17 protein-coding genes are annotated in these 23,967 nt (G+C 62.4%); 11 read left to right on the top strand and 6 right to left on the bottom strand.

Features of this window, described 5'->3' with window-relative positions:
• Positions 1-110 precede the first annotated feature (110 nt).
• Positions 111-2,216: a TonB-dependent receptor gene (locus V6657_RS20800; protein WP_048934686.1), complete on the top strand. Its 2,106-nt coding sequence runs from the start codon at positions 111-113 to the stop codon at positions 2,214-2,216.
• Here the strand turns inward: V6657_RS20800 and V6657_RS20795 are convergent.
• Both V6657_RS20795 and V6657_RS20790 read right to left on the bottom strand, forming a co-directional pair.
• On the bottom strand, positions 2,204-3,091 hold the full coding sequence (locus V6657_RS20795; protein ID WP_048934687.1) for a LysR family transcriptional regulator: 888 nt from the start codon (positions 3,089-3,091) through the stop codon (positions 2,204-2,206). The genes V6657_RS20800 and V6657_RS20795 overlap by 13 nt on opposite strands.
• A gap of 58 nt (positions 3,092-3,149) precedes the next feature.
• Positions 3,150-4,472 (bottom strand): MFS transporter, encoded by a 1,323-nt coding sequence (locus V6657_RS20790; RefSeq protein WP_048934688.1) that lies wholly within the window; start codon positions 4,470-4,472, stop codon positions 3,150-3,152.
• Positions 4,473-4,683: 211 nt separating this feature from the next.
• Between V6657_RS20790 and V6657_RS20785 the strand changes: the two genes are divergently transcribed.
• Positions 4,684-4,857 (top strand): hypothetical protein, encoded by a 174-nt coding sequence (locus tag V6657_RS20785; RefSeq protein WP_160315300.1) that lies wholly within the window; start codon positions 4,684-4,686, stop codon positions 4,855-4,857.
• A 35-nt stretch (positions 4,858-4,892) separates the two neighbouring features.
• Here the strand turns inward: V6657_RS20785 and V6657_RS20780 are convergent, their stop codons facing one another.
• Positions 4,893-5,336, bottom strand: coding sequence for a VOC family protein (locus V6657_RS20780; RefSeq protein ID WP_048934689.1), 444 nt, complete (start codon positions 5,334-5,336; stop codon positions 4,893-4,895).
• 247 nt (positions 5,337-5,583) lie between these two features.
• A complete protein-coding gene (locus V6657_RS20775) occupies positions 5,584-6,162 on the bottom strand; it encodes a GNAT family N-acetyltransferase (RefSeq protein WP_048934690.1) in 579 nt (192 codons plus the stop codon).
• Positions 6,163-6,294: 132 nt separating this feature from the next.
• On the opposite strand from V6657_RS20775, the gene V6657_RS20770 reads away from it, so the two are divergent.
• The 8 genes from V6657_RS20770 (at position 6,295) to V6657_RS20735 (ending at position 12,746) form a co-directional block, all read left to right on the top strand.
• On the top strand, positions 6,295-6,837 hold the full coding sequence (locus tag V6657_RS20770; RefSeq protein ID WP_048934691.1) for a helix-turn-helix domain-containing protein: 543 nt from the start codon (positions 6,295-6,297) through the stop codon (positions 6,835-6,837).
• A gap of 190 nt (positions 6,838-7,027) precedes the next feature.
• The gene (locus V6657_RS20765) at positions 7,028-7,861 is read left to right on the top strand and encodes a GntR family transcriptional regulator (protein ID WP_048934692.1); all 834 of its coding nucleotides are present in this window, start codon (positions 7,028-7,030) and stop codon (positions 7,859-7,861) included.
• 123 nt (positions 7,862-7,984) lie between these two features.
• Positions 7,985-9,205: an MFS transporter gene (locus V6657_RS20760; protein WP_048934693.1), complete on the top strand. Its 1,221-nt coding sequence runs from the start codon at positions 7,985-7,987 to the stop codon at positions 9,203-9,205.
• Positions 9,206-9,303: 98 nt separating this feature from the next.
• On the top strand, positions 9,304-9,603 hold the full coding sequence (locus V6657_RS20755; protein WP_048934694.1) for a type II toxin-antitoxin system RelE/ParE family toxin: 300 nt from the start codon (positions 9,304-9,306) through the stop codon (positions 9,601-9,603).
• A gap of 2 nt (positions 9,604-9,605) precedes the next feature.
• Positions 9,606-9,908: an addiction module antidote protein gene (locus tag V6657_RS20750; protein WP_048934695.1), complete on the top strand. Its 303-nt coding sequence runs from the start codon at positions 9,606-9,608 to the stop codon at positions 9,906-9,908.
• Between the two features lie 187 nt (positions 9,909-10,095).
• Positions 10,096-11,400 carry an MFS family transporter gene (locus tag V6657_RS20745; protein WP_048934696.1) on the top strand — a complete coding sequence of 435 codons (1,305 nt, stop codon included), beginning with the start codon at positions 10,096-10,098 and terminating at the stop codon, positions 11,398-11,400.
• A gap of 705 nt (positions 11,401-12,105) precedes the next feature.
• Positions 12,106-12,336, top strand: coding sequence for a hypothetical protein (locus V6657_RS20740; protein ID WP_053166401.1), 231 nt, complete (start codon positions 12,106-12,108; stop codon positions 12,334-12,336).
• A gap of 239 nt (positions 12,337-12,575) precedes the next feature.
• Positions 12,576-12,746 (top strand): hypothetical protein, encoded by a 171-nt coding sequence (locus tag V6657_RS20735; protein WP_171018006.1) that lies wholly within the window; start codon positions 12,576-12,578, stop codon positions 12,744-12,746.
• A 299-nt stretch (positions 12,747-13,045) separates the two neighbouring features.
• Here the strand turns inward: V6657_RS20735 and V6657_RS20730 are convergent, their stop codons facing one another.
• Positions 13,046-13,312 (bottom strand): DUF5076 domain-containing protein, encoded by a 267-nt coding sequence (locus V6657_RS20730; RefSeq protein WP_048934697.1) that lies wholly within the window; start codon positions 13,310-13,312, stop codon positions 13,046-13,048.
• Positions 13,313-22,711, bottom strand: coding sequence for a LysM peptidoglycan-binding domain-containing protein (locus V6657_RS20725; protein WP_048934698.1), 9,399 nt, complete (start codon positions 22,709-22,711; stop codon positions 13,313-13,315).
• Between the two features lie 68 nt (positions 22,712-22,779).
• Here V6657_RS20725 and V6657_RS20720 point away from each other — a divergent pair.
• Positions 22,780-23,918 (top strand): IS3 family transposase gene (locus tag V6657_RS20720; protein WP_137884966.1). Its coding sequence is split into 2 segments (ribosomal slippage): positions 22,780-23,044 and positions 23,044-23,918, totalling 1,140 coding nucleotides; the frame shifts between segments, so codons are not numbered across the junction.
• Positions 23,919-23,967: the final 49 nt, after the last annotated feature.

Genomic DNA, 23,967 nt, shown 5'->3' with positions numbered 1-23,967 from the left:
TAATGCCGAGACTCTTAGGGGTTATTCCACATTGCGGATGAGAAACTCCCGCTCCTTGCGTAAAATTGAGAATCAGTCTCATTCGCAACAGTAGAAGAAGGAACGGGGGAATGCCCAACAAGACTTGGGCGGCTAGCGTTGTGGCCGCAATCGTTAGCGCATCGGGTACGGGGAGCGTGCTGGCGCAGGAAGTTCAATTGCCGGAAACCAAGGCGTCGGGCCAACGGCAGGCGCCAGGGTTTCGCGCCAAGGAGACGTCCGTTGCCACGCGCACCGATGCCGACGTGATGGACATCCCGTTTGCCGTGAGCAGCGTCAACGCGGAACTCATGCAAACCGTGGCCGCCGGGCGCGGTGACGATCTGTACGACTGGGTGGCGGGCGTATCGCGCCAGAACAGCTTTGGCGGCCTGTGGGACCACTATGCCGTGCGCGGTTTTGCCGGCGACGGCAACACCAGCGGCACCGACTACCTGCTCAACGGCTTCTCGTGGAACCGTGGCATCAGCGTGCCGCGCGACACCGCCAGCCTGGAGCGCATGGAGGTGCTCAAGGGGCCGGCTTCCGCGCTGTACGGGCGCGGAGACCCGGGCGGCATCATCAGCTACACCACCAAGCAGCCGCAGTTCAAAGCCGCCAACATCGTGAGCGTATCGGCCGGCAGCTACGGCGCCACGCGCGAGACGCTCGACTCCACCGGGCGGCTGTCCGATACGCTGGCCTATCGGCTGGGCGTCATGAACGAGGACAACGGCAGCTTTCGCGATACCGTATCGAGCAAGCGCTACCTCATCGCGCCCGGCTTTACGTGGATGGCCGGCCCCGACACCGTCGTCCACTACGAAATGGAAGCCGCGCGCCAGAGCGCCCCGCTCGACCGTGGCGTGGTCGCGGTCAAGGGTCAGCTTGGTGCGATCCCCACGTCGCGCTTCCTGGGCGAGCCGCGCGATGGCAACTACGAAGTGCGCAACCTCGGCCACCAGTTGACCGTCGACCACCGCATCAACGCGGATTGGTCTGTCAACGCCGGCGTGGCGCAGCGCGATACCGACCTGTACGGCCGCTCGTCCGAAGCGTTCTCGCTGCAAGCGGATGGGCGCACGCTGTGGCGTCGCTACCGCAACGTCAGCTTCCACAGCAACGACCTGCAAGGCCGGCTGGAGCTGACCGGTAAGCTGCAAACCGGCGCCGTATCGCACACGCTGACGATGGGCACCGACGCTTACCGTTTCAACTACGACCAGCTCGTCCAGCGCTCGACACCCACGGCCGCCGCGCCGTATGCCATCGACATCTTCAACCCCGTCTACGGCCAGGCCACGCCCGCGCTTGCCACCGCCACCAACGCGCTGGAGCACGACGAAGGCCAGGGCGCCTACGTGCAAGACATGCTGGCCCTGGGCGAGCACTGGAAGGTCATCGCCGGGCTGCGCTGGGACAACTACCGCCAGTCGATCGAAAACCGGCGCACCGGCACCACCGCCAGCCAGAGCCAGACCGCCACTACCCCGCGCCTGGGCGTGGTCTATCAGTGGAGCCCGGCGCTGTCCGTGTATGCCAACACCGCGTATTCGTTCCGCCCCAACAATGGCATCGACGCCAACGGCAACGCCTTCGCCCCCGAGAAAGGGCACGGCTACGAGGTGGGCGTCAAATGGGCCGGCGCGCACTCGCTGACGACCCTGGCCGCATTCGACGTGACCAAGCGCAACGTGCTGACCGCCGACCCTGCCAACAGCGGCTTCTCGCGCGCCGCCGGCGAGGTACGCAGCCGTGGCCTGGAATTCGAGTGGAACGGCGAGTTGGGCGGCGGTTTCCGTGGCATCGCCAACCTGGCGTACATCGATGCCGAAGTCACGCACGATACGGTGCTCGCGCCGGGCGCGCGGCTGGTCGACATCCCACGCGTGAGCGGCAGCGCGCTGCTCATGTATGAGTTCGCGCCGCCCTTCGCGCAAAAGGCGGGCGTGGGCGCAGGCGTGGTCTACGTCGGCAGCCGCGCGGGCAACACCGCCAACACGCAAGACGGCTTCCAACTGCCCGCCTACACCACCGTGCAGATCAACGGCTATGTGCAGCTGGACAAGCACCTGCGCGCCTCGGTGGTGCTCCACAACCTGTTCAACCGCACAACCTACGTCAGCTCGTACAACAGCTTATGGGTGACGCCGGGCGCGCCGCGCAGCATCCTGGGCACGCTGAGCTATTCGTTCTGAGTCCGCCCATCGCGCGCAGCCTCGTCGATGCAATCGGCCAGGCGGCTGGCAATCGGCTGGCGGCTGTGGCGCGGGCGTTCGATCAGGCCGATCTCGCGGGTGAAGGTGTCGTCGCCCAGGCTGATGGCGCGCACGCCGGGTGGCCAGGCGCCTTGCCCGGCCGTCTGCGGGGCCAGCGCCACGCCCTGCCCGCGCGCCACGAGCCGCGTCATGCCTTGCAGCTCGTCGAGCTCGATCACGTCGTGTGCGGTGATGTGCTGGTCGCGCAGGAACTGATCGACGCGGCGGCCGCCGAACGAGCGGCGGTCGTAGCGAATGAACGGCTGGTGCTCCAGCAAGACGCGCCAGTCATCGCCGGGCAGGCTGTCGGGCACCAGCAGTACGAAAGGTTCGGCCACCAGCGTGCGCCATTCGAGATCGGCCGGCACCGCAAACGGTGGGCGGATGAGCACGGCCAGGTCAATCTCACCCGCATCCACCAACCCGAGCAGATCGAGCGACACACCCGGCACGATGCGTGTGCGGCAATGCGGGAATTCAACGCGGAACTGCGCTACCGCCTCCACCAGGAACGACGCCTGCACCGAGGCAATCGCGCCAATGCGCACGAGGCCGCGCTGCTCGCTGCCGCTGGCCTGTTCACCAAGCCGGTCGTACAGCGTGACGATGTGCTCAGCCAGCGCCAGCGCATCGCGCCCGGCGGCATTGAGCGTGGCCGAGCGGCCGGTGCGGTCGAACAGCTGGAAGCCGAGCGACTCTTCCAGCCGCTGGATCTGCGCGCTCACGGCCGATTGCGTGAGGCCAATGCGCTCGCCCGCGCCCGCAAAGGTGCCGTGCCGGGCAACGGCAATGAAGGTCTTGAGTTCTCGAAGCATGGGGCGTTTCTTTGTGCAGATCGCCCCAAGCATACTCGCGGCCGTGGCGCGCTTGTGGCTACTGCAACGCTTCCATTGCCGTTTCGCGCAGGCCTACCAGCGCGATCAGCGCCACCAGTGCGCCACCCATGAGCAGGAAGCCGGGCATCAGCAGATTGCCGGTCTGGCCGATGAGCGCGGTCGCCACATAGGGCGTGACACCGCCGCCGACAATCGCGCCGATGTTGAAGCTGAACGCCATGCCCGTGTAGCGCACGCGGGTGGGGAACTGCTCGGCGTAGGTCGGATAGCCGACGGACTGAACGATCGGCAGCGGCAGCGCCACCACCATCATGGCGAGGAAGGCCAGGCCGATGTTGTGTTGATCCATCAGCAGCATCATCGGCAGCACGAGTACCGCGTAGGCGATAAAGCCGGCGGCCAGCACCTTGCGCCGGCCGATGCGATCGGACAGCGCACCGAATACCGGCATCAGGATCGCCATGCTGATGCTCACGAACGCGAGAATCCAGTAGACGGTGGTCTTGTCGTACTTCAGGTGCGTGGTCAGGTAGAGGTTCATGAAGACCAGCCCGACCCAGTAGCCGACGTTCTGGCCGAAGGCGAGCAGCGTCACGCGCAGCACGCTGCTGCCGTGCTCACGCATGACCTCACTCAACGGTGCCTTGGGCGGTTCGTGATGCGCCTGGAACTGCTGGAACGAGACAGACTCCTCCACGCGACGGCGCACCATGGACGACACGATCACCATCGGAATCGCCATCAGAAACGGGATACGCCAGCCCCACGCCTGCATCTGCTCGGCACCGAGGATGAAGCTGGACAGCCCGCACACCGTGGCTGCCAGCGCACCGCCAATCGCTACCCCCACCGGCGTGAACGCACCGTAAAAGCCACGCTGGCCACGCGGTGCGGATTCCGCCACGTACGCGGCCGCGCCCGTCACCTCGCCACCGGCAAAGAAGCCCTGCGCCAGCCGGATCAACAACAGCAGCACCGGCGCGATCAGCCCTGCGCTGGCCGCCGTGGGCAGCAGCCCCACCAACCCCGTCGCCACGCCCATGCCGATCACGGTCACCAGCAGGATCGCGCGGCGGCCGAGCCGGTCCCCCAATCGCCCGAGCACGATGCCGCCCACCGGCCGCATCAGGAATGCGCTGCCGAACACAGCCAGGATGGCGAGCAGCGATGCGGCGGCGTTGTCGCCAGGAAAGAACATCGGGCCGATGGTGCTGGCAAGGTAACCGTAGACGCCGAACTCGTAGTACTCGATGGCGGTGCCGGCGGCGGCGGCAAGTGCAGCCTTGCGGGCAGTGATCTTGGCGTCGGATACCGCTGGTGCGGCGGCCAACGGCAAAGCAGAAGCGGGGGCGCTGGACATGGTGTGGCTCTTCCTTTGGTTTGATGAACACGACATTCCGGCTTCACGCTCTTTTTATTTGCGGCGTGAATACCTGGGAATCCGGTAATGGCAAGAGCTATGCCAGCGCAATGGATTCTGTTTTTATGGTTTTTAGCGCGACCGCTCTCCTGGGCAACGATGATGCCCACTTTTCAATCCTGCTGACGGAATCTCGACGCGTTTGCGGTGCATGGCCTGCACCATCCTTGTCGCCCGCGCCACCAAGCCGTTTGCGGCGGTAGCCGGGCGCGACGAAAGCGCAAGACGAACGCTTCCACGGGTTTCCAAAGACAACCCGATGTCGCTCAAAACATGGATAAATCGGCCCGTAAATAAAGATCGCCAATTCAACGATCTTTATTGACGGGCCGGTGTTTTTAAAACGCCGGCCCGATCGATTTACTTGGCAAACAGCGATGCCATATTGGCAAATGCCTTCATCTCCATCGCATTGCCCGACGGGTCGAGGAAGAACATCGTGGCTTGCTCGCCCACTTCGCCCTTGAAGCGGATGTGCGGCTCGATGATGAAGTCGATGCCGGCAGCGCGCAGCTTGTCGGCAGCGGCTTCCCACTCGGCCATGGAGAGCACCACGCCAAAGTGGCGCACCGGCACGTTGTCGCCATCGACGGCGCTGGTCTTGCGGTGGCCAACCTCCTCGGGAGCGAGGTGGGCGACGATCTGGTGGCCATAGAAGTTGAAGTCGACCCAGTCCGGCGAGCTGCGTCCCTCAGGACAACCGAGGATGTCGCCATAAAACGCGCGCGCGGCGGCAATGTCGTGCACGGGGAAGGCCAGATGGAATGGGGCAAGCACAGGCCGGACGTCGCTTTGGTCGCTCATGGTGTGGGGCTATGGATCTTGAATGGTGGGAATGAGGTGGCGCCGGCACGCAGGAGGGGGGGCCACCCACGCACCAGGCCACGCGGATGAGTCTATGCGCATCTATTCATCCACAAAAGCGATGTTTTTTTGCTCTGAGCCCCACGAATTTCGATGGATCAGGCAAAAAAGAAGCCGCACAACGGCGGCGAAAGAGACACACGGTAAGCACACCTGCATGGAGTGCAGGCGCGCGAAGAGGGAACGATCAGGCGAAAACGAAGGGGGTGATAGCCGCTTCGGCCTGCACCAGCGGCAGGCGCACGGTGCACACGGTGGCATCGCCCGGCACGGCGGCGACACGGAACCCCGCATCGCGTGCCAGGCCGATCATGCGGCGGTTGGTGGAGAGCACTTCGCCAAAGACTTCGCGGGCGCCGGACACACGCGCCGCGCGCACCAGCGTGGCGAACAGGCGCCGGCCCACGCCCTTGCCCTGCCACGCATCGGCCACCAGCATGGCGAATTCGGCCACACCGTCTTCAAGGACGAAGCGACCGTCGGCGATCAGGTTTTCGCCTGTGCCGTCGGGGCGGGCCACGCTCACGACCAGCGCCATATGGTTCACATAGTCGATCTGCGTGTAAGCGGCGAGCATCTCGTCGGACAGCCGCCCGCCGCCCACCAGAAAGCGCGCATAGCGCGACTCAGACGACAACCCCTCGACCAGGGCGGCCTCCAGCGGGGCGTCTTGCGGCAGAATCGGGCGCACGGTGGCGATGGAGCCGTCGTGCATGGTCCAGCGGTCGATCCATTCGGCGGGATAACGGTGGATGGTGTACAGCATGGGGATCTCCTCACGCGATGGATCGTTTTATGGCCGCCAGCGCGGGATCGCCGCCTGACTTTTCAATTTGAACCTAGATTAGCAGAAACCCTGGCTTTTGCAAGTAAAGTCAGAATTGACTATGATTTTGGTATGAGAATCCCGGAACCCTTCCCCGTCCCTGCGGCGTCCGAGTTGGTGACGTCGATGGAGGAACCGTGCTCGATCGCGGCGGCGGTATCGATCGTCGGCGAGAAGTGGACGCTGCTCGTGCTGCGCGAGGCGTTCTCAGGTGTGACACGGTTTGATGAGTTTCTGCGCCGCACGGGGTGCTCGACTGCGATCCTGTCGTCGCGGCTCAAGGCGCTGGTGGCGTACGGCATCCTGCGCCGCGTGCCCTACCAGGAGCCGGGCGACCGCGTGCGCGATGCGTACCGGCTCACACGTGCGGGCGTCGATCTGCTGCCTGCCATCGTGGCGCTCATGCAATGGGGCGACCGCTATCTCACCCCCGATGGTGAAGGCCCGATGCTGCTGCGCGACCGCGAAAGCGGCACGCCGATCCATGTGGCGCTGGTCAACGCGCTGGGCGAGCCGGTGGCGCCCAAGAACTCGATGCGCGAGCCGAACCCGCGTTACAGCCATGGCAAGAATCCGCCGGCGGATGACGCCCACACGCCAGTGGCTAACGGATAACGAACGGGTAACAAGCGGGTAACACACAACTTTACACGCTAGCCAAAACCCCCTATCGTCGCGGATGGACGGGCGTTCGCCCGGCTTTTTGCCGTCTTTTTCTAAAGTCATCCCGCACTTGGTCGTTCTCTCCTGACGACTACCCTTTCCGATCCCGACCTCGCCGCACACGCACGGACCCACGACCGCCATGCCCGATGCCGTGGTACCGCTCTACCACCAGATCTACGTTGTCCTGCGTCAGCAGATTCTCGAAGGCAAATTCGGGGATGGGCCGATGCCGGGCGAGATCGAACTCGCCCGTCAGTTTGGCGCGTCACGCGTCACGATGCGGCGCGTGTTCGACTATCTGGTCAAGGAGGGGCTGGTGCGACGCCACCGCGGCATGGGCACCTTCGTGGTCAAGCCCGATGACCCGCTGGTGATGGGCGGCGGTCAGACGCTGCTGCAGAACATCATCGACGTGGGCGAGCGCACCTCCGCCGTCGTCGTCGAATTTGAAGACGTGCTGGCCCCGCCCGACGAGGCCAAGTGCCTGGACCTGGCCCCCGGTACGCCGATCAAGAAACTTGTGCGCGTGCGCCACCTGGAAGACACGCCCATGGCGCTCATCACCACGTGGCTGCCGCTGGACGTGACCAGCAAGCTCACGCTGGAGCGGCTGGCCAACCAATCGCTGCTGCGGCTGATCGAGGCCTCTGGCGTGCGGATTGATCGCGCGTCGCAGGTGGTTTCTGCGCGGCTGGCGGACGTGGCGACGGCGCAGTACCTGGACGTGGCCGTGGGTGCGCCGCTGCTGTCGGTGCAGCGCATCGTGCGTGAAATGAGCGGGCGCCCGGTGCAATTGCTGCAGGGTCTGTACCGGCCCGACCGCTACGAATACCGCATGGAACTCTCGCGCGTGGGCGAAGACCGTGCCCGCCTGTGGATCGACAACGCCGGCCACGACGTGCAGGGCGGCCACAGTGAAGACGTGGAAGACGCCTCCCCCGCATCACCCACATCCGCCAGCACGCGCGCCTGATTCCCTGGCCGGCGCTGGCCGACATCACCGACAACGGGGTTATTCCGCCGTCAGCAATCTCAAAGGAAAGTTGCTAGGATCGCCGCTTCGCTGCGATGCAGCAACCTTCTCCATGAGGTTCCCATGTCGGCCTCACCTGCATCCCCCACGCCCCCCGCCTCCACCGCAACTGCCGCCACTCATGGCGACACCCAAGGGCTGATCCGCCTGCTCACGGCCGGTGCCGGCATCAGCGTGGCGTGCATTTACCTGAACCACCCGCTACTCGGGCTCATCAGCCGCGACCTCGCCATCGCGCCACACGCGCTGGGCGTGCTGCCCACGCTCACGGCAGCCGGCTACGCCAGCGGCATCTTCTTCTTCGGCCCGCTGGGCGACCGCTACGACCGCCGCCTCGTCATTCTGTGGAAGGCGGTGCTGCTCACGCTCGCGCTCATCGGCAGTTGCCTGGCACCCAACCTGCCGCTGCTGGCAGCGTCGGGCTTTGTGATCGGGCTGTCGGCCACCATCGCACAGGACTTCGTGCCCAGTGCCGCCGCCATCAGCACAGACCTGAACCGCAACCGCAACATCGGCACGGTGATGACGGGGCTGCTGATCGGCATCGTCAGCTCGCGCGTATTCAGCGGCATCGTGGCGGACCACTTCGGCTGGCGTGCCGCGTTTGGCGTGTCGGCCGTGGCGATTGTCGGGCTGGCGATTGCCGTGCGCGCGGCCCACTTTGGCGTGGCGCCGGCTACGCGGCAGCCGTACTTCACGCTGCTGCGCTCGCTGGGCACGCTGTTCATGCAGCATCCACGGCTGCGGGCGTCGGCACTCACGCAGGCGTTTATCGGCATCGCGTTTTCGGGGTTCTGGTCGACAGTGGCGTTACAGCTGACGAGCTCGCTCGGACTGTCGACGGGTCAAGCCGGTCTGCTGGGGCTGGCGGGTGCCGCCGGTGCGCTGGGCGCGAGCATCGCCGGGCGCCTGTCGGGCCGCGTGGCGCCCGGCCATATCGTGGTGGGCGGTGCGCTGCTGATGGCGGTGACGTTTGCCACGATGACGCTGTTTCCACACTCGCTCATCGCCATCGTGATCGGCACGCTCCTCTTTGACGTGGGTGTGCAGGCGGCACTGGTGTCGCACCAGACCATCATCTATGCGCTGGCACCGGAAGCGCGCAGCCGGATCAACGCGGTGTTCATGACCTCGCTGTTCATCGGTATGTCGGTGGGGGCCTACGGCGCCAGCCTGGCGTGGACCAATGCGCGCTGGTCAGGGCTGATGACGTTCTGCGCGGTAGCGTCGCTCGTGGCGCTGGTGCTGCGGGTGGTGTTCAACGCGCGGCAGGGGGCGCGTTGACAAACACGCATGCACGCACGAGTACGGGCAGCACTTGCCGATGTCATCATCTGTGAACTATAGTTTACAGATCGGTTTGTGGTGCCTAGCATGCCCGCATGCTGACGATCCGCACCACCGAAGTGTTCGATGCCTGGTTCGCGAAGCTGCGTGACAAGACTGCGCAGCGGCGCATCCAGGTGCGCATCGACCGCCTGCAACTGGGCAATCCAGGCGATGCGAAGGCCGTGCGCGACGGCATCAGTGAGCTTCGGATCGATCATGGCCCGGGCTATCGCGTGTATTTCGTGCAGCGTGGCGCGGTGCTCATCATCCTGCTGTGCGGCGGCGACAAGTCGACACAGGATGCCGACATCCGGCGCGCAATCGACCTGTCGCGCAATCTCGACGTGGAGTGACCATGCCTGCCGACAAATCCGTCAAAACCCGCCCCTGGGATTCCGCAGAACATCTCAAGACCGAGGCCGACATGGCCGAGTACCTCGACGCCTGCCTGGAAGAAGCCGGCGATGATCCGGCCTTCATCACGCACGCGCTGGGCGTGGTTGCTCGTGCACGCGGCATGACGCAACTCGCGCGTGACACTGGCATGACACGTGAAGGCCTCTACAAAGCACTGTCGGAAGAAGGCAATCCGAGCTTCGCCACCGTGCTCAAGGTCATGCGTGCGTTGGGTATTCGGTTGCACGCTGTGCCAGCCTGAATCGCGAAAGCGTACCCGTTTCTGCGTAACCCCAAACCACCGGAAGTGCCCTGTTTCGCTCACTTCCGGCAACGTGTCATCTCGCTCATGGGGCAACTCCGGGGCGCGGCAATCCGTCACTTGTCGCTACAATTCTGAGGTCCGGCTTCGCGCCGCTCCACAAGAACACTCACCCCGAGACGCTCCCATGGACATCACAGCCACCCAGCAAGCCGTCGACCCACATGACACCCGACGCCGCATCCTCGCCATCGTCGGTGCATCGTCGGGCAATCTGGTCGAATGGTTTGACTTCTACGTCTACGCGTTCTGCTCGCTGTACTTCGCGCCGGCGTTCTTCCCCAAGGGGGATCCGACAACACAGTTGCTGAACACGGCCGGCGTGTTTGCAGCAGGCTTCCTCATGCGACCGATTGGCGGCTGGCTGTTCGGCCGCATTGCCGACAGGCACGGCCGGCGCACGGCCATGATGATCTCGGTGCTGATGATGTGCGGCGGCTCGCTGCTGATCTCGGTCTTGCCCACCTACGCACAGATCGGCGCACTCGCACCGACCCTGCTGCTGGTGGCGCGCCTGTTCCAGGGCCTGTCGGTGGGTGGGGAGTACGGCACCAGCGCCACCTACATGAGTGAAGTGGCACTGGCCGGGCGGCGCGGCTTCTTTGCCTCATTCCAGTACGTGACGCTGATCGGCGGTCAGTTGGGCGCGGTGCTCGTGCTGGTGATCCTGCAGCAGTTCCTGAGCACCGCTGAAATGGAAGCCTGGGGCTGGCGCATTCCGTTTGTGGTGGGTGCTCTCACCGCGTTGATTGCGCTGTATCTGCGCAAATCGCTGCACGAAACGCAGACCACCGCATCACGCAAGGCTGAGGGCGCTGGCACGATCCGCGGCGCGTGGAAGCACAAAGGTGCGTTCCTGCGCGTGATCGGCTTTACCGCCGGTGGCTCGCTGATCTTCTACACGTTCACGACGTACATGCAGAAGTACCTCGTCAACACCGCGCACATGGACAAGAAGACCGCCTCCAACGTCATGACGGTGGCGCTGTTCGTGTACATGATGCTGCAGCCGGCGTTCGGCGCGCTGTCCGATCGCATTGGCCGCCGCAATTCGATGCTGCTGTTCGGAGCGCTGTCTGTCATCGGCACGGTGCCGCTCATGAACGCCCTGGCCACGGTGTCGAGCCCGGTCGCTGCATTCGGCCTGATCACGGTGGCGCTGGCCATCGTCAGCTTCTATACGTCGATCAGCGGTTTGATCAAAGCCGAGATGTTCCCACCGGAAGTGCGCGCCATGGGTGTGGGCCTGTCGTATGCGATTGCCAACGCGGTGTTTGGCGGCTCGGCCGAGTATGTGGCGCTGTGGTTCAAGCAGGCCGGCAGCGAGTCGACGTTTTACTGGTACGTGACTGCGCTGTGCGCCGTGTCGTTCATCGTGACGTACTTCATGCCTGACCCGAGCAAGGAAGGGTATCTGCGCCACGAGCCGTAATCACGGCCGGCAGTCTTGCGTCGATCAACGGCGCTCCGTTCATCGCGGAGCGCCGTAACGGGAGACAAAAAAGGCCGTACCAAAATCGCTTGTAAGACATTGATTTGATTGAGCCGTCTCCACCTGGGCGAGAAGGAAAGTCTGTACCAACGACCATCGTCGAGAGACAAATGAGAGACAAAAAGTCTGGCCACCCGCACGGCGCCCGGCTGGCCAGACTTTTCTCGCCTATAGGTCCTAATCGATCGTGGAAACCGCCACTCCGTCCGGGATGGCTCGCAATGCACGCTGCGGGCAGTCGTTAGCGTCATAGTGATCAAGTGTGGCCCCGCTCTAACCGACGGCCCGGTGCCCTTTCGCCCCACTCAGCACAGACGCCGGCAGCAAGACCGGTTGCTAGTACGCGGCGATGCTGGCGCCCCGAGAACCGCGACACTGAGAATGCGTAGACGACGAAGCCCGCCGCCCACGCGCCAGCGAGGCTCCGCTCGGCCTGCGCGCTGGACGTACTAGCTTAGCGGTGCATCATTTGCCGGTTTGTCTCACCCCTGGTTAGGACCAAGGCCTGCTGATCGACACAACGGCTGCTTCGGAACAGGGAATAGCAGGCAATGCGAAGCGTTCCCTTTCAGTTACTGCCGCATGGCCTCGTTGCGCAGCGTGTTCCCTTTCCGTTCCTTTTAAGTTGCCTTTGTGTTCCCTGCCATGCAGACGCTAACCCCGCTCGATGACATAACGCTCGCTGAACTGGAGGCGTTCCTTGCAACCCTTGCGCATGACGATGGCGCCGCTGCGCGTGGGCATCTGGCCAGGGGTAATCCCATCTATTGCACGACAGCCGACACGCCTGACGGCCTCGTCGAGAAGCGTTTTCCAGACGGCCGGCGCCAGCTCGTGCGCTTCGATCTCGATGGGGAACACGTCGTGGGAGAGTGACGTGCAATCGGAAGCAGCCGGCTCACTCTAGGCTCGCTTTCAACATGGCGTGCTAGCGTTTGCTAGCATCCATCAAGCCTTGCCCGGCAAGGGCTGGCAACCGAGCCGACGCAGCCGGCCACGCTCGCCGCGAAGCCAGCACTAGCGCCGCAGCGCCAATGCTGGCGCGGGGGTGACGGTGTTTTGCACGCGCTTCGCTACGTGCGTAGTGTGTGTGGCTCTACAAGGGGGGAACTTCGATGACCGACCGCCACGATCAATTGCGCAATTCGGCGGCCACACCCGCCGACCAGCCGCATGACGAATTGCACTCAAGTACCACCGAGTGGCTCCGCCGTGCGATGGCCGGAATCAAGCATATGCACGAGGACGAGGACGCGCGTCAGAAGGTGGCGCGGAGGATTTTTTAGCGGCCCGACCTCACGCCGGCGACTGCCAGTAAAGCACCTACTCGGCTACAACGGCCCACCCCTTACCGACGCCACGAAGCACGAACCCGGTGTTCGCCGCGCGGTTAGCGACGCGCAATCGGAAGCCGCATGGCGTGCATACAGCCATGCTCCCCCGTGCCCGCAAAGAATCAAGTTGAGTAGCCTTTTCTCGAGGACCGGCTCCAGAGACAGTTTAACGAGACGCTCCGCTCGCTACCGAACCGGAGGCTTGGAGCGCGCAAGAAAGACTGCTTCCAGTGTCGGGCCTTAGCACTCAATCATTCCGTGGGGCTTTCCCATTCGGCATCAAAGCCCGCCTTAATCAAACGCATCGACTCTTCATAGCTTACGTTCCCAACCTTCTCGTAAGAACGCGCAATGTGCCTCAGCAAATCAACCAGCATAATTCCCCAGATCGTGGGATTTTCCCAAACTCCAGTTGCGATGGAGATGTGCTGATTCCCGGCTGCCGCCCATACACGCAATAGCTCTTTTGAATCAACATCCTGCAAAGCGGCAGGTGGGATAGGAAGTTCGCTTTTCATTTATCTATTCTGATTCAGAAGGTATCGACGATTCGGCCCAATAGGGTCTACCTTATTCGCCACATTTGGGGACAGGCGGGCAGGCACGCCGTCTGTGAGTTCCTGGATACGCTGGTGCTCAGCAATTTCACGCGCAGTTTTTCCACCAAGAACCTCTGTCCGCTGCACGCTTTCGACATCTTCGGCGTTGAGCTTACCATTCTCCACGTGACGCTGCAGCCGTTGATCGATATTGCCTGATTGACCAACATACGGTTCGTTATCTGTCGTTTTGAATTCATAGATACCCTCGCGAATCGACCGAGCCCCCGCAACACCCTCAGCCTCTGCGGCATCCATCAGGCCCGCACGCCCAGTTCCCGAAGACTCGCCAGCAAAACTCCGCCCACCACCGCCGCCCAGTCCTGGCCCGCCACCGCCGCCCTCAAGCAGCATTTCGTCTCGCGGTCGACGATTCACATCGACTGAAGCAAGCAGCACTCCAGGATCAGCATCAGCCGCAGCCTTCGCCGCAGAATAAGGTCCAAACACCCCTGCTCTAGCGAGGTCTCGACCCATCGCATCTAAAGGTTCCCCTGACGGCGGGTTCCCATTGGCACTTGTGGGAAATGCGTCCGTAAGCGCATCTGTAACCGGCGTACTGTTGGAATAGCTAGGCGCAACTGGACCGTTCCAGCTCGCGGCCAACATCTGCGGCTGAACGCCCACGCTTTGGAGCTGACCGCTTTCACCTGCGTTTGCGTACGGTGCAGGTGTATCCGCAAACATCGACTGCGGCGTGCTCGCATACGTCGGGTTGACCCCCAACGAGGTGCCGTACAACGGATCGACCAAACCACCACTTGGTTGGCTCACCGTATTGGCAAGCTCTTGTTCCTGCGCACTAGCTGAACTGCCGGCATACGGTGCTGTCATATCCGCAAACATCGGCTGCGGCGCGTTCACATACGTCGGGTTAATGCCCAACGAGATCCCGTACAACGGATCGACCAAACCGCTTGGCTGCTGCTGGCTCACCGTGTCGGCAAGCACCTGCACTTGCGAACTGTTAGTGCTGTCAGCATTTTCAGCCAAGCTACTACCCAGCGCATTGCCAAACGCATCTGTGGCGATCTGTTCGACCTGCACTCGACCACCACGCATCACCGCTGCAGTCGTACCGGCTGCGATACCTGCTGCCGCTCCCGAAATCAGGCTCTTGGTGAAATCAAAGCCCTTTTGCGGGTTGTATCCCATGGCGTCATTGGCCGCATTGCTAGCCAGAGAACCGACAGCACTGCTGGCTGCCGCCGTCGCGACTTGCATCCAACTGAAATGGTCTTGCAGCCCAACCGCGACGGCCAAGCCTTGCGTCACCACACTGCCGATCGCAGCGCGGCCAACCCCGGCAACAATGCCTGCCGTATTGGAACCCTGCGCAGCCAGCCATGTTCCAGACGCCACCGCCGCGGAGCCTACCCCCGCGGTGACGCCGGCGCCGAGAGCGCCCATGGCAACTTGGTCCCAACTAAACCCGTGTTCTGCACCAATGAGGTTCCCTACCGCTTGGCTGGCAACGGAACCAGCAGCTCCGGCCGCCGCCGCAACCGCAACCGTCTCCAGGCCTGTCAGCCCCGTGGCAGTCCCCGAGAGCACTGATGCGCCCAGGGCAAACGTACTTCCCGCTCCAGCCGCACCTGCACCCGCAGCGCCAGCGGCGCCTGCCGCAGCCGCGCCTCCTTCCGCAGCACCAAGCGCCCCCGCGGCCGCACCCGCGGTGTAAATCGTGGCCACTACGGCGACCACAATCATCACGATCTGCCCGATCGGTCCGCACCCACCGCCATCATCCTGCTGCGGCACCGGCAAGTTCGGTGTGGTATCCCCCACTACCTTGCTCGGGTCGTACGGCTTGAAGCTGCTGCTAGTGTTATGTGCCGACGCCACCCGGTTCGGAATCATCAGCGTCTGGCCCACGCGCAGATCGCTGTCGCTGCGGATGTCGTTAGCATCCGCGATCTGGTACCACAGCTCGCTGTCGCCATAGGCCGACTGCGCGATCGTACGCAGCGTGTCGCCCGCGCGGATCGTGTACTGGCCCGTTGCCGCACCCGGATAGGCATTCGTGATGGGCTGGTAACCGAGGTTGAAGTTCGTCAGGTCCGTGTAGTTCGGGTCCCCGTTATCGTTGGTCGGCTTGGTCGGGTCCACGCCGATACCGTAGGTGCCGTAGACCTGACCATCCACTACCAGTTGCTGCAGGACGTTGCCCTGCTGTGTCTTCTGCAGGATGTTGCCGTTGGCGTCGTTGACGAAGGCGCGGCTATTCGCATCCTTGGTCGTGTCCTCGACTTCCACCAGGTTGCCGTTGACGTCGTAGTGGTCGAGCGTGGTCCCGCTCTGGCCGGCGTTGTCGCTGCGGAAGCCGGTAACGCTCGCCTCCTTGTAGCCCTCGAACTTGGTGTAGGTAGTGCCGAAGGTTTCCGTCACACCGCTGCTGTCGGTGATCCGGTAATCGGTGACGTTGCCCGCAGCGTCATAGCCGCTGCTGGTGGATGTGTGGGTGACAGTCTGGGTCGTGTAAATCGGGGCACCGGATTCGTCCGTGCCCGTCTGCACCTGCTCCTGGGTCTGCCAGGTATTGACCTTCTCATACACCTGGTCGCTGCTGAACGAGCCATCCGGCTTGGTGGTGTGCAGGCTGAGCAAGTGGCCGTCCGCGTCGTATCGCGAGACGCGCGTCACCGCACCGTTGGCGTCGCTCTTGCCGTTAGTCAGCGCTTGGATGTACGCATTCGACAGGTGGCCCGCCGGGCCGGTTTCCACCACACGCGAGGCGCCATCGTACCTGCGCGTATCCAGCAGAATGCTCTCCCGGATCGTCAGCGGCTGCCAGTTCTGGTCAAACGCACCGGTCGATACCGTCGACAAGCGGTTCATCCGGTCGTACGTGTAGTACTCGGTGATCCGGCCTGCGTGGTTGACGTAGTTCACGCCATTGCTGACAGCGTGGCCGGACTCGTCATAGCCAATGATGTTCTCCTGGCGCACCACCTGCTCGCCCCAGCTCGTGTCGCTGATGCGGTTGCCGTTCTTGTCGTACGCCAGGATGTGTCCCTGGCCGCTGACTACATTAGCGATGTCTGTTGCATTGTTGTTGACTGCGCCATCCACCAGAGTCTGGCGGTTCATGCTGTCATAGGCATACCACAGGTTCTGCGTTGTGGTGTGCGGGACACTATGCTGCACCTGCATATAGGTGTACACCGGCGCACCAGCTTCGTTGTAGCCGGTTACTACATACTCATAGTCGCTCGTGGTGGTGTACGTGGTGTGGCTAGTCTGCTGAAGGACGCGATTGCCGACTTTGTCGTATTCAAAGTGCAGGCTTACCGCGCCGTTCGCAGTATTCACTTGTGCCAAGCGGCCCAGCGTGTCATACGCCAGCGTCTGGTCTTGGTACGTCTCAGCCCCGGTATTGAGGTAAGTACGCTCGTGTATATGCTTGCCCGCCAGGTTGTAGTCGTACTGAGTGATATGGCCGGTACCCAGATCGATGATCTCATCTAGCTGGCCAGCCGAGTCGTATTGATAATTGAGCGATTGGTAGCGGCTATTGCCTTGTGCAATCAGTTGCCTTGCGTTGTCATAGCGGAACCAGTACACCGCACCGCCAATGTCGGTGTGCGCCTGCAACTGGCCGAACGCATCGTAGCTCCACGTCGCCAACGCGCCGTTGGCGTCAAGTGCACCGATCTGATGGCCCAGAGCGTCAAATGCTGCGCGGCTGACTTCGCCCATTGGCTGCGTCGTCGCAACTACATTGCCCCGCAAGTCGTAGGTGAACCGCGTAGTCTCGCCGTTTCCGTTCGTCGTAGAAAGCTTGCGTCCGGCCTGGTCGTACGTCATGGAGACGACGTCGTTGGATTCAAAGCCGGTGACGTTGTTGTTGCCGTCTACGGTGTATTGGTTGACGACGTCGTTGATGACGGCGGTGTTGCGGCCCAGGCTGTCGTACACGTATCGGGTGGTATTACCCATCGCGTCCACGGCAACCGTGCGGTTTCCGAATGCATCGTAGTCATACTGGACTGTGCCCCCGTCCGCATGATCTTCCTCGACGAGGTTACCGCCCGCATCCCAGACTTTTCCGTTGAAGTTCCCGTTCGCATCGAGCACGCCAACTTGCTGCCCCAGCGCGTCGTAGAACAGACGGGTCACAGGGCTATCCTGGCTGATCGCGCCATTGCCGTCAGGCTGCTTTTCCTCGATAACTTGGTTGTTGGCGTTGTATCGGAACGTGGTGATCCAGGCGGCGTTTCGCACGTCGCTCTGAGAGACCACATTGCCCCACCGGTCATAGGTCTGGTAGACGACGGGCCTGACCGTTCCGACGTTCTGTACAAAGCGCCCTGGCAATGTCTCCTGAGTTACGCGGCCGAGCAGATCACGTGCGCTGTCTGTACGGCGTTCAAAGGTCGTCTCAAAACCGAATTGCTCTACATCGTACGCGCTGCGGAACCCAGTCAGGTTCACGCCAGGGTCGCCCGATCCATCGAACTGCCCCTTGCTCGTGATCTGAGCCGTCTGGTAACCCTGTAGGTTATAGAGGAAGACTTTTTCAAGACCGTCGCCACTGTTGGTACGCCACAGGTGGCCGGCCGCGTCGTAGTCAAAGTGCTCCTGCCAGACAAAACTGCCGCTGATCTTACCTCCGGGTGCCACTGCGGACTCAATGTGCATGGCACCGTCGGGGGAGCCTATGTCTCCTGTACCGGTTCCGCGCAGGACCATCTCACCAAAGCCGTTGTAGGCCATGCGGGTGTGAATGACGCCCACTAGCTGCTGGCTGACCGTCTCGATCGTGCCATTGCTCACCACGCTCGTTGACGCCGGTGTGATGATGTCGGTCTGACGGCCCAAGGCGTCGTATTGGAAGGCCGAAAACAGCGTGTGGGTAACGCCATCGTTGCCCGTCACACCCATCCATTGTTTGGCCAGATGCCCGAGGGCGTCGTACGAGTAATAGTGGTTATTTCCGCCGGCATCCGTCGTCTGCGTCAGGTTGCCGTGGCTATCGAATTGATTGAAGGTGACATGGTCGTCCCCAGTCGCTACGCCTGGCACATAGCCCGACTCCGATGCGCTTGCGGCACCCCTCGCAAAGTCGATCTTGACGACCGCGTTGCCCAATGCATCACGATAGAAGACAGACAGTGGCGTAACGGGTATGCCATTCTCCGTGTTTGCCCGTACCGGAGCTGCGACGGCAACCGTGCGGCCCATCGCATCGTAGTAGGTATAGGTGCTATGCCCCTTCGCGTCGGTCGTACGCGTGAGGTTCCCAACTGCGTCGTATCCATACGAGGTGGTCAAGTCGCCCCGCGTCGATATGCCGTTGTCGCTTGGACTGTATTCGACATTGACGCGCGTCTCGCTCGTCTTGCGGTTGTTTTGATCGTAGGTGATCGTCGTGACACGGTCGTCATCGCTGACGGCCGGCATTGTCAGGCTGCCGATCGACCAGTTCGACGTGGCATTGGCAAATTCGGTGCGACGAACCACATTGCCAGCAGCATCGTAGGCTTGCGTGGTGACATAGCCCAGAGCATCGACTGTCGCCGTTTCACGGCCATCCTGATCGAAATAATGCGTGGTCGCTGCCCAAGTGTTGGTCGTGGGGTCCGCCAGCGCCGCGCTTTGCACCAGTTGGCCAAAAGCGTTGTACGTATTGCGTGTGACAGCCGAAGCCATGTAGCTCGACCCGTTACTGACCCAGGTCGGCGGCTGCGTGACCTGAATGGCTCGACCCAACTGGTCGTACTGCGTGACGATCGTGCGATCGTTACTGTGGTCAAGGTCAGCAACCGCAAGTGAAACTTGCGCCGTGCTAAATGATGGTGCGCCAGCGGTCCCCAGAGAAGCTCCGTCGGCATAACGGGTCAGTGCTGTCACCTCGCCGAACGTATTGCGCTGATAGCGCGTGACGTAGCCCATGGCATCCACGTCATAGGACACACGTCCCAGCGTGTCGTACGTCTTGTAGCTGATGTTGCCCGCCACATCAACGTTCGACACGGCGTCACCAAATGCATCATAGACAACGCTAGTGCTCAGCTGCTGAACCGTGTCGGTGCGCGCGGCAACACCATCAGCGCCGTTGCCGGCAAGATCATCGCCACTTGCGTTGTAGACCCCTACGGCCGGATAGATTGTCTGGATTTGACGCCCAAGCGCATCGTATCGATACTGAGTCGTGCGCTCCTCTGGCCGGCCTGCTGCTTCGGTACGACTGACCAAGTTGCCCAGCGCGTCATATGCCAGACGCGTGATGACCGGCGCGGACCCAGCCTGGCTGATAGCCAACTTCCCACTGGCATCTACCGCCACCGACACCAACGACACGGCCGGCGACGATTCAGACACCATACGCCCAGCGGCATCGTACGCGTACGTCCAGGTATCGCCCTTCTTGTTGGTGTAGCTCAGCTTGTCGCCAACGCCGTTCCAGGTGTACGTCTCGGTATCGCCCAGCGGGTCCGTGCTGCTGGTCAGGTGACCTGCGGCGTCGTAGCTGAATACGTTGGTCTGGTCGCCCGTCGCGTCGACATGGATAGCCGCCGACACGCTCGCCTCGGTAGCCGGCGTGTCCAGTGGAATGGCATTCGCATAGAGCGTCGTGCTGACTACACGCCCTGCACCGTCATATTCCGTCTGCTGAACGTTACCGATCGCGTCGATGGCGTAAACCAGTCGACCAGCGGTATCAAAAACATGGCGCGTCGTGCGGTCGTTTGCGGCGTCCGGCTGCAGTTGCGCCTGAACGTCGGAAAGATGGGCCACTACTTGCAGGCCACCGCTATTCACGCGGTTGGCGTAGGCGGTCGTCTGAACCACATTGCCGTCTGCGTCGTAGCGCGTCTCAATTACGGCGCCCGTGCTATCAACACTGAAGACTTGGCGGTTGGCCGCATCGAATACCGCACGTGCGGTCCGATCGTTGGCCGAATCGGCTGCTACGGCAGATGCGATCGCAGTTGCGTCCAATACGCCACCGGTCGATGCTGGCGCAGCAATACGATTCGCGTACGAAATCCGCTGCGCCACATTGCCGTTCGCGTCGTACACGAGATGAGTGACGCCACCCATCGTATCCACTTGCCAGGTCAGGCGATTAGCGCCGTCATAGGCAATCACCGTAACCCGGTCATCTGCGCTGGCCGCTACGCTGTCTGGCGAAGCGCCATTGGCAACGCGGTTTGCATACGAAACTTGCCTGGTCAGGTTGCCATTTGCGTCGTAGCTACGCTGGACGACAGCACCCGTGCCATCCACACTCCAGATCAGCCTATTGCTGGCGTCATAGGCATTACGGACATGTGCATCACGGGAAGCATCTGCGACGCCGGCCACAGCGGCGCTCAATGCCGTTTCCGTTGCTGGCGTGCCCGCTGGAATCGCATTCGCATAGGCAACGCGGTCAACGACGTTGCCATTGGCATCGTAGGTATACCGGACCACGCTGCCAGCGCCGTCGACCGTGTAGTGAAGGCGGCCGTCCGCGTCATACACCCGGCTTTGAGCTTCATCGTGTGCCGGATCTGCATTGATACGACCGGCGACATCGGCCAGCGTAGGAGCGTCGGCTAGGCCCGAGAGACTGACCCGGTTTGCATAGGCGGTGGTAGTAGTCAGACGCCCCTGTGCATCGTAGGCATTCTGCTGAACATCGCCGGCAGCATCGACGGTATAGACAAGGCGACTGTCTGCGTCGTAGACATAGCGGGTGGTATTTCCGTTGCCGTCCGTCGCCGCCACGACGTTGCCGTCAGCATCGTAGGCATAGCTGCGCGTGATGTTCAGACCCGCTGGGTCGACATGCGACTCGATCCGTCGGCCCAGCGCGTCGTATACGTACTCAGTGGCAACACCCTTCGGGTCGGTCACGGTCAGAACATGGCCGACATCGTCGTACGTGTACGTGGTGGTGAGATTCAGTCCAGTCGGATCCACCGTCTGACTGACCACCTGCCCCTTCAGGTCATAGGCAACCTGAGTGACAACACCGTTGGCGTCGGTCGTACTGACGCGCTCCCCCTTGGCGTCGTACTGGTAGCGCGTGACGAGATTCAGTCCATTCGGGTCGATGGTCCGGCTGAGTAGCCGATTGGCCGCATCATAGGTGTAGTCAACCTTGTTGCCGTTGGCATCGATCGTTTCGATCAGACGACCCGCCTGATCGTAATGGCTGACGCTCTGCCCGTTCGGCGACGTGGTCGTGACGAGATTGCCGTCGGGGTCGTAGCTGTAGACGGTTGTGTTGCCGTTACCGTCTGTAACGCTGTGCGTCTGGCCTTCGGCGTTGTGCGTCGTGGTCACTGACACGCCTTCGGGCGTGGTGACTGTCATGCTCCGATTTGCTGTGTTGTAGCTGTACTGCGTTGTGTTACCCAGCGCATCTGTTTGCGTGAGCACACGGCCAAAAGCATCGTAGCTGGTCGTACGCTGGGCGTTCGTTGGGTCTTGCGTTAGCACGACGCGACCGAGGCGGTCGAACGACTGCGAGCTGACGTTACCATTGCCGTCAACCGAATCAATCAGGCGGCCAAAGGCATCGTACTGCGCGCGCGAGACGATGTTCGCGCCACCCGCATCGGATACCGCTTCAGTCTGCAAGCCGCGTCGGTCATAGCTGCGCGTTGTCGTTACGCTATTGGAGCCGCCGATGGATTGCGTGCTGCTTACCACATCGCCGAAGGTGTCGTAGGCCACGGTGGTGACTCCGCCGTTGGCGTCCGTGGTCGCGATCAGTTCATTGACGGCGTTGTAGGTGTATTGCGTGATGCTGTTGAGGCCCCCGCCACTCTGTTTCGCCGCTGCGAAGGCCTGTTCGGCCTGCAGGCTTTGCGCATCGCTACTCAGTACGCCGCCTTGCAGGTTGGTCAGCGTATTGGAATCGATACGGGCGCCATAGGCCATCGTGCTGGCCAAGTTGCCGAAGGCATCATATTGCCGCTCTTGTACCTCGCCTTCAGCGTTGACGGTGTAGCGGAGGCGACCATCCTGGTCGTAATAGAACAGGGTGCGATTGCCATTGGGATCGGTCGCGCTGACACGGCGTCCGGCGGCATCGTAGCTGTATTGGGTGGCATATTGCGCCCAGATCGCGTCGAGCTGGGCGGGTGTCTCATTGCCCGTAATCAACGCGGCGCCTCGTGCCGACAACTGCGCCGTCACCCGGCCCAGCGCGTCATAGCGCACCAGCGCGGTGCGCTGGTCGGCTGTTCCCTCGGCATCCACAGTGGCAACGACATTTCCAACGCTGTCGTAGCGGAAATCAGAAACAGTGCCTTCGGTATTGGTTTGCGACTTCAGCCGATTGAGCGCATCCCACGTGTTGAGGCTGATGTGGTCTTCCACTGACGTGACCGGTTGTTTCGAGTCCAGGTTGAAAGAGAGAATTCAACCCTGGCAAGGAGCAACCCAAGATGCCTCGCAAGAGCTTTACCCCCGAACAAATCATCGCGAAGCTGCGCCTCATCGAAGTAGCGATGGGCAGTGGCAAGACCGCTCAACTGGCCTGCAAGGAGGCCAGCATTTCCGAGCAGAGCTATTACCGTTGGCGCAAGGAGTACGGCGGCCTGCAGCACGACCAAGCCAAACGCTTCAAGGAGCTTGAGCGCGAGAACGCCCGGCTGCGCAGGCTGGTTGCCGACCTGTCGCTGGAGAAGGCGATGCTCAAGGAGGTCGCTTCGGGAAACTGGTGAGCCCCGAGCGACGCCGACGCGCCGTGTGCATGCTGCAGGAACGGTTCGAGGTCTCGGAGCGCAAAGCCTGCCGCGTCGTGGGCCAGTCCCGGGCCGTACAGCGCTATGTGGCGACGGTGCGCGCTGACGAGGACGCACTCACGCAGGCCATCGTTGCGCTGGCGGCCGAGTACGGTCGCTATGGCTACCGACGCATCACGGCGCTGTTGCAGGCCAGCGGTTGGCAGGTTGGCCGCGACCGCGTGCAGCGCATCTGGCGTCGCGAGGGGCTCAAGGTACCGAAGAAGCAGCGCCCGAGGGGCCGTCTATGGTTCAACGATGGCTCCTGTGTGCGGCTACGCCCGGAGTATCCACATCACGTCTGGAGCTACGACTTCGTGCACCACACGACCGAAGACGGCCGCAGCCTGCGACTGATGACGCTCGTCGACGAGTTCTCGCGCCAGTGTCTAGCCATCAAGGTAGGGCGACGCTTAAACAGTATGGACGTCATCGAGACGCTGGCCGACGCCATGCTGGTACATGGCATCCCCGCGCATGTGCGCTCGGACAACGGTGCGGAGATGACAGCGAACATCGTGCGTGACTGGCTGGGACGTTTGGGTGCGAAGACGCTGTTCATCGCACCCGGCAGCCCGTGGGAGAACGGCTACTGCGAGTCCTTCAACGGCAAGCTGCGCGATGAGCTGCTCAACGGCGAACTGTTCTACAGCCTCAAAGAAGCGCAGGTCGTCATTGAACAATGGCGCCGGCACTACAACACGCGGCGACCGCATTCGTCGCTTGGATACCGTCCGCCGGCACCTGCCGCCCACTGGCCAACACCGATGACCGCACAGCAACCAGGCACCATCCAATAAACTTCAACCCTCTCACAAGAACTGGACCGGAATATCGGTCACGTCACCA

The organism is Ralstonia sp. RRA (assembly GCF_037023145.1).
GTDB lineage: Bacteria > Pseudomonadota > Gammaproteobacteria > Burkholderiales > Burkholderiaceae > Ralstonia.
The sequence above is the reverse complement of the archived record's forward strand: the minus strand, read 5'-3'. Positions and strand labels throughout refer to the sequence as shown.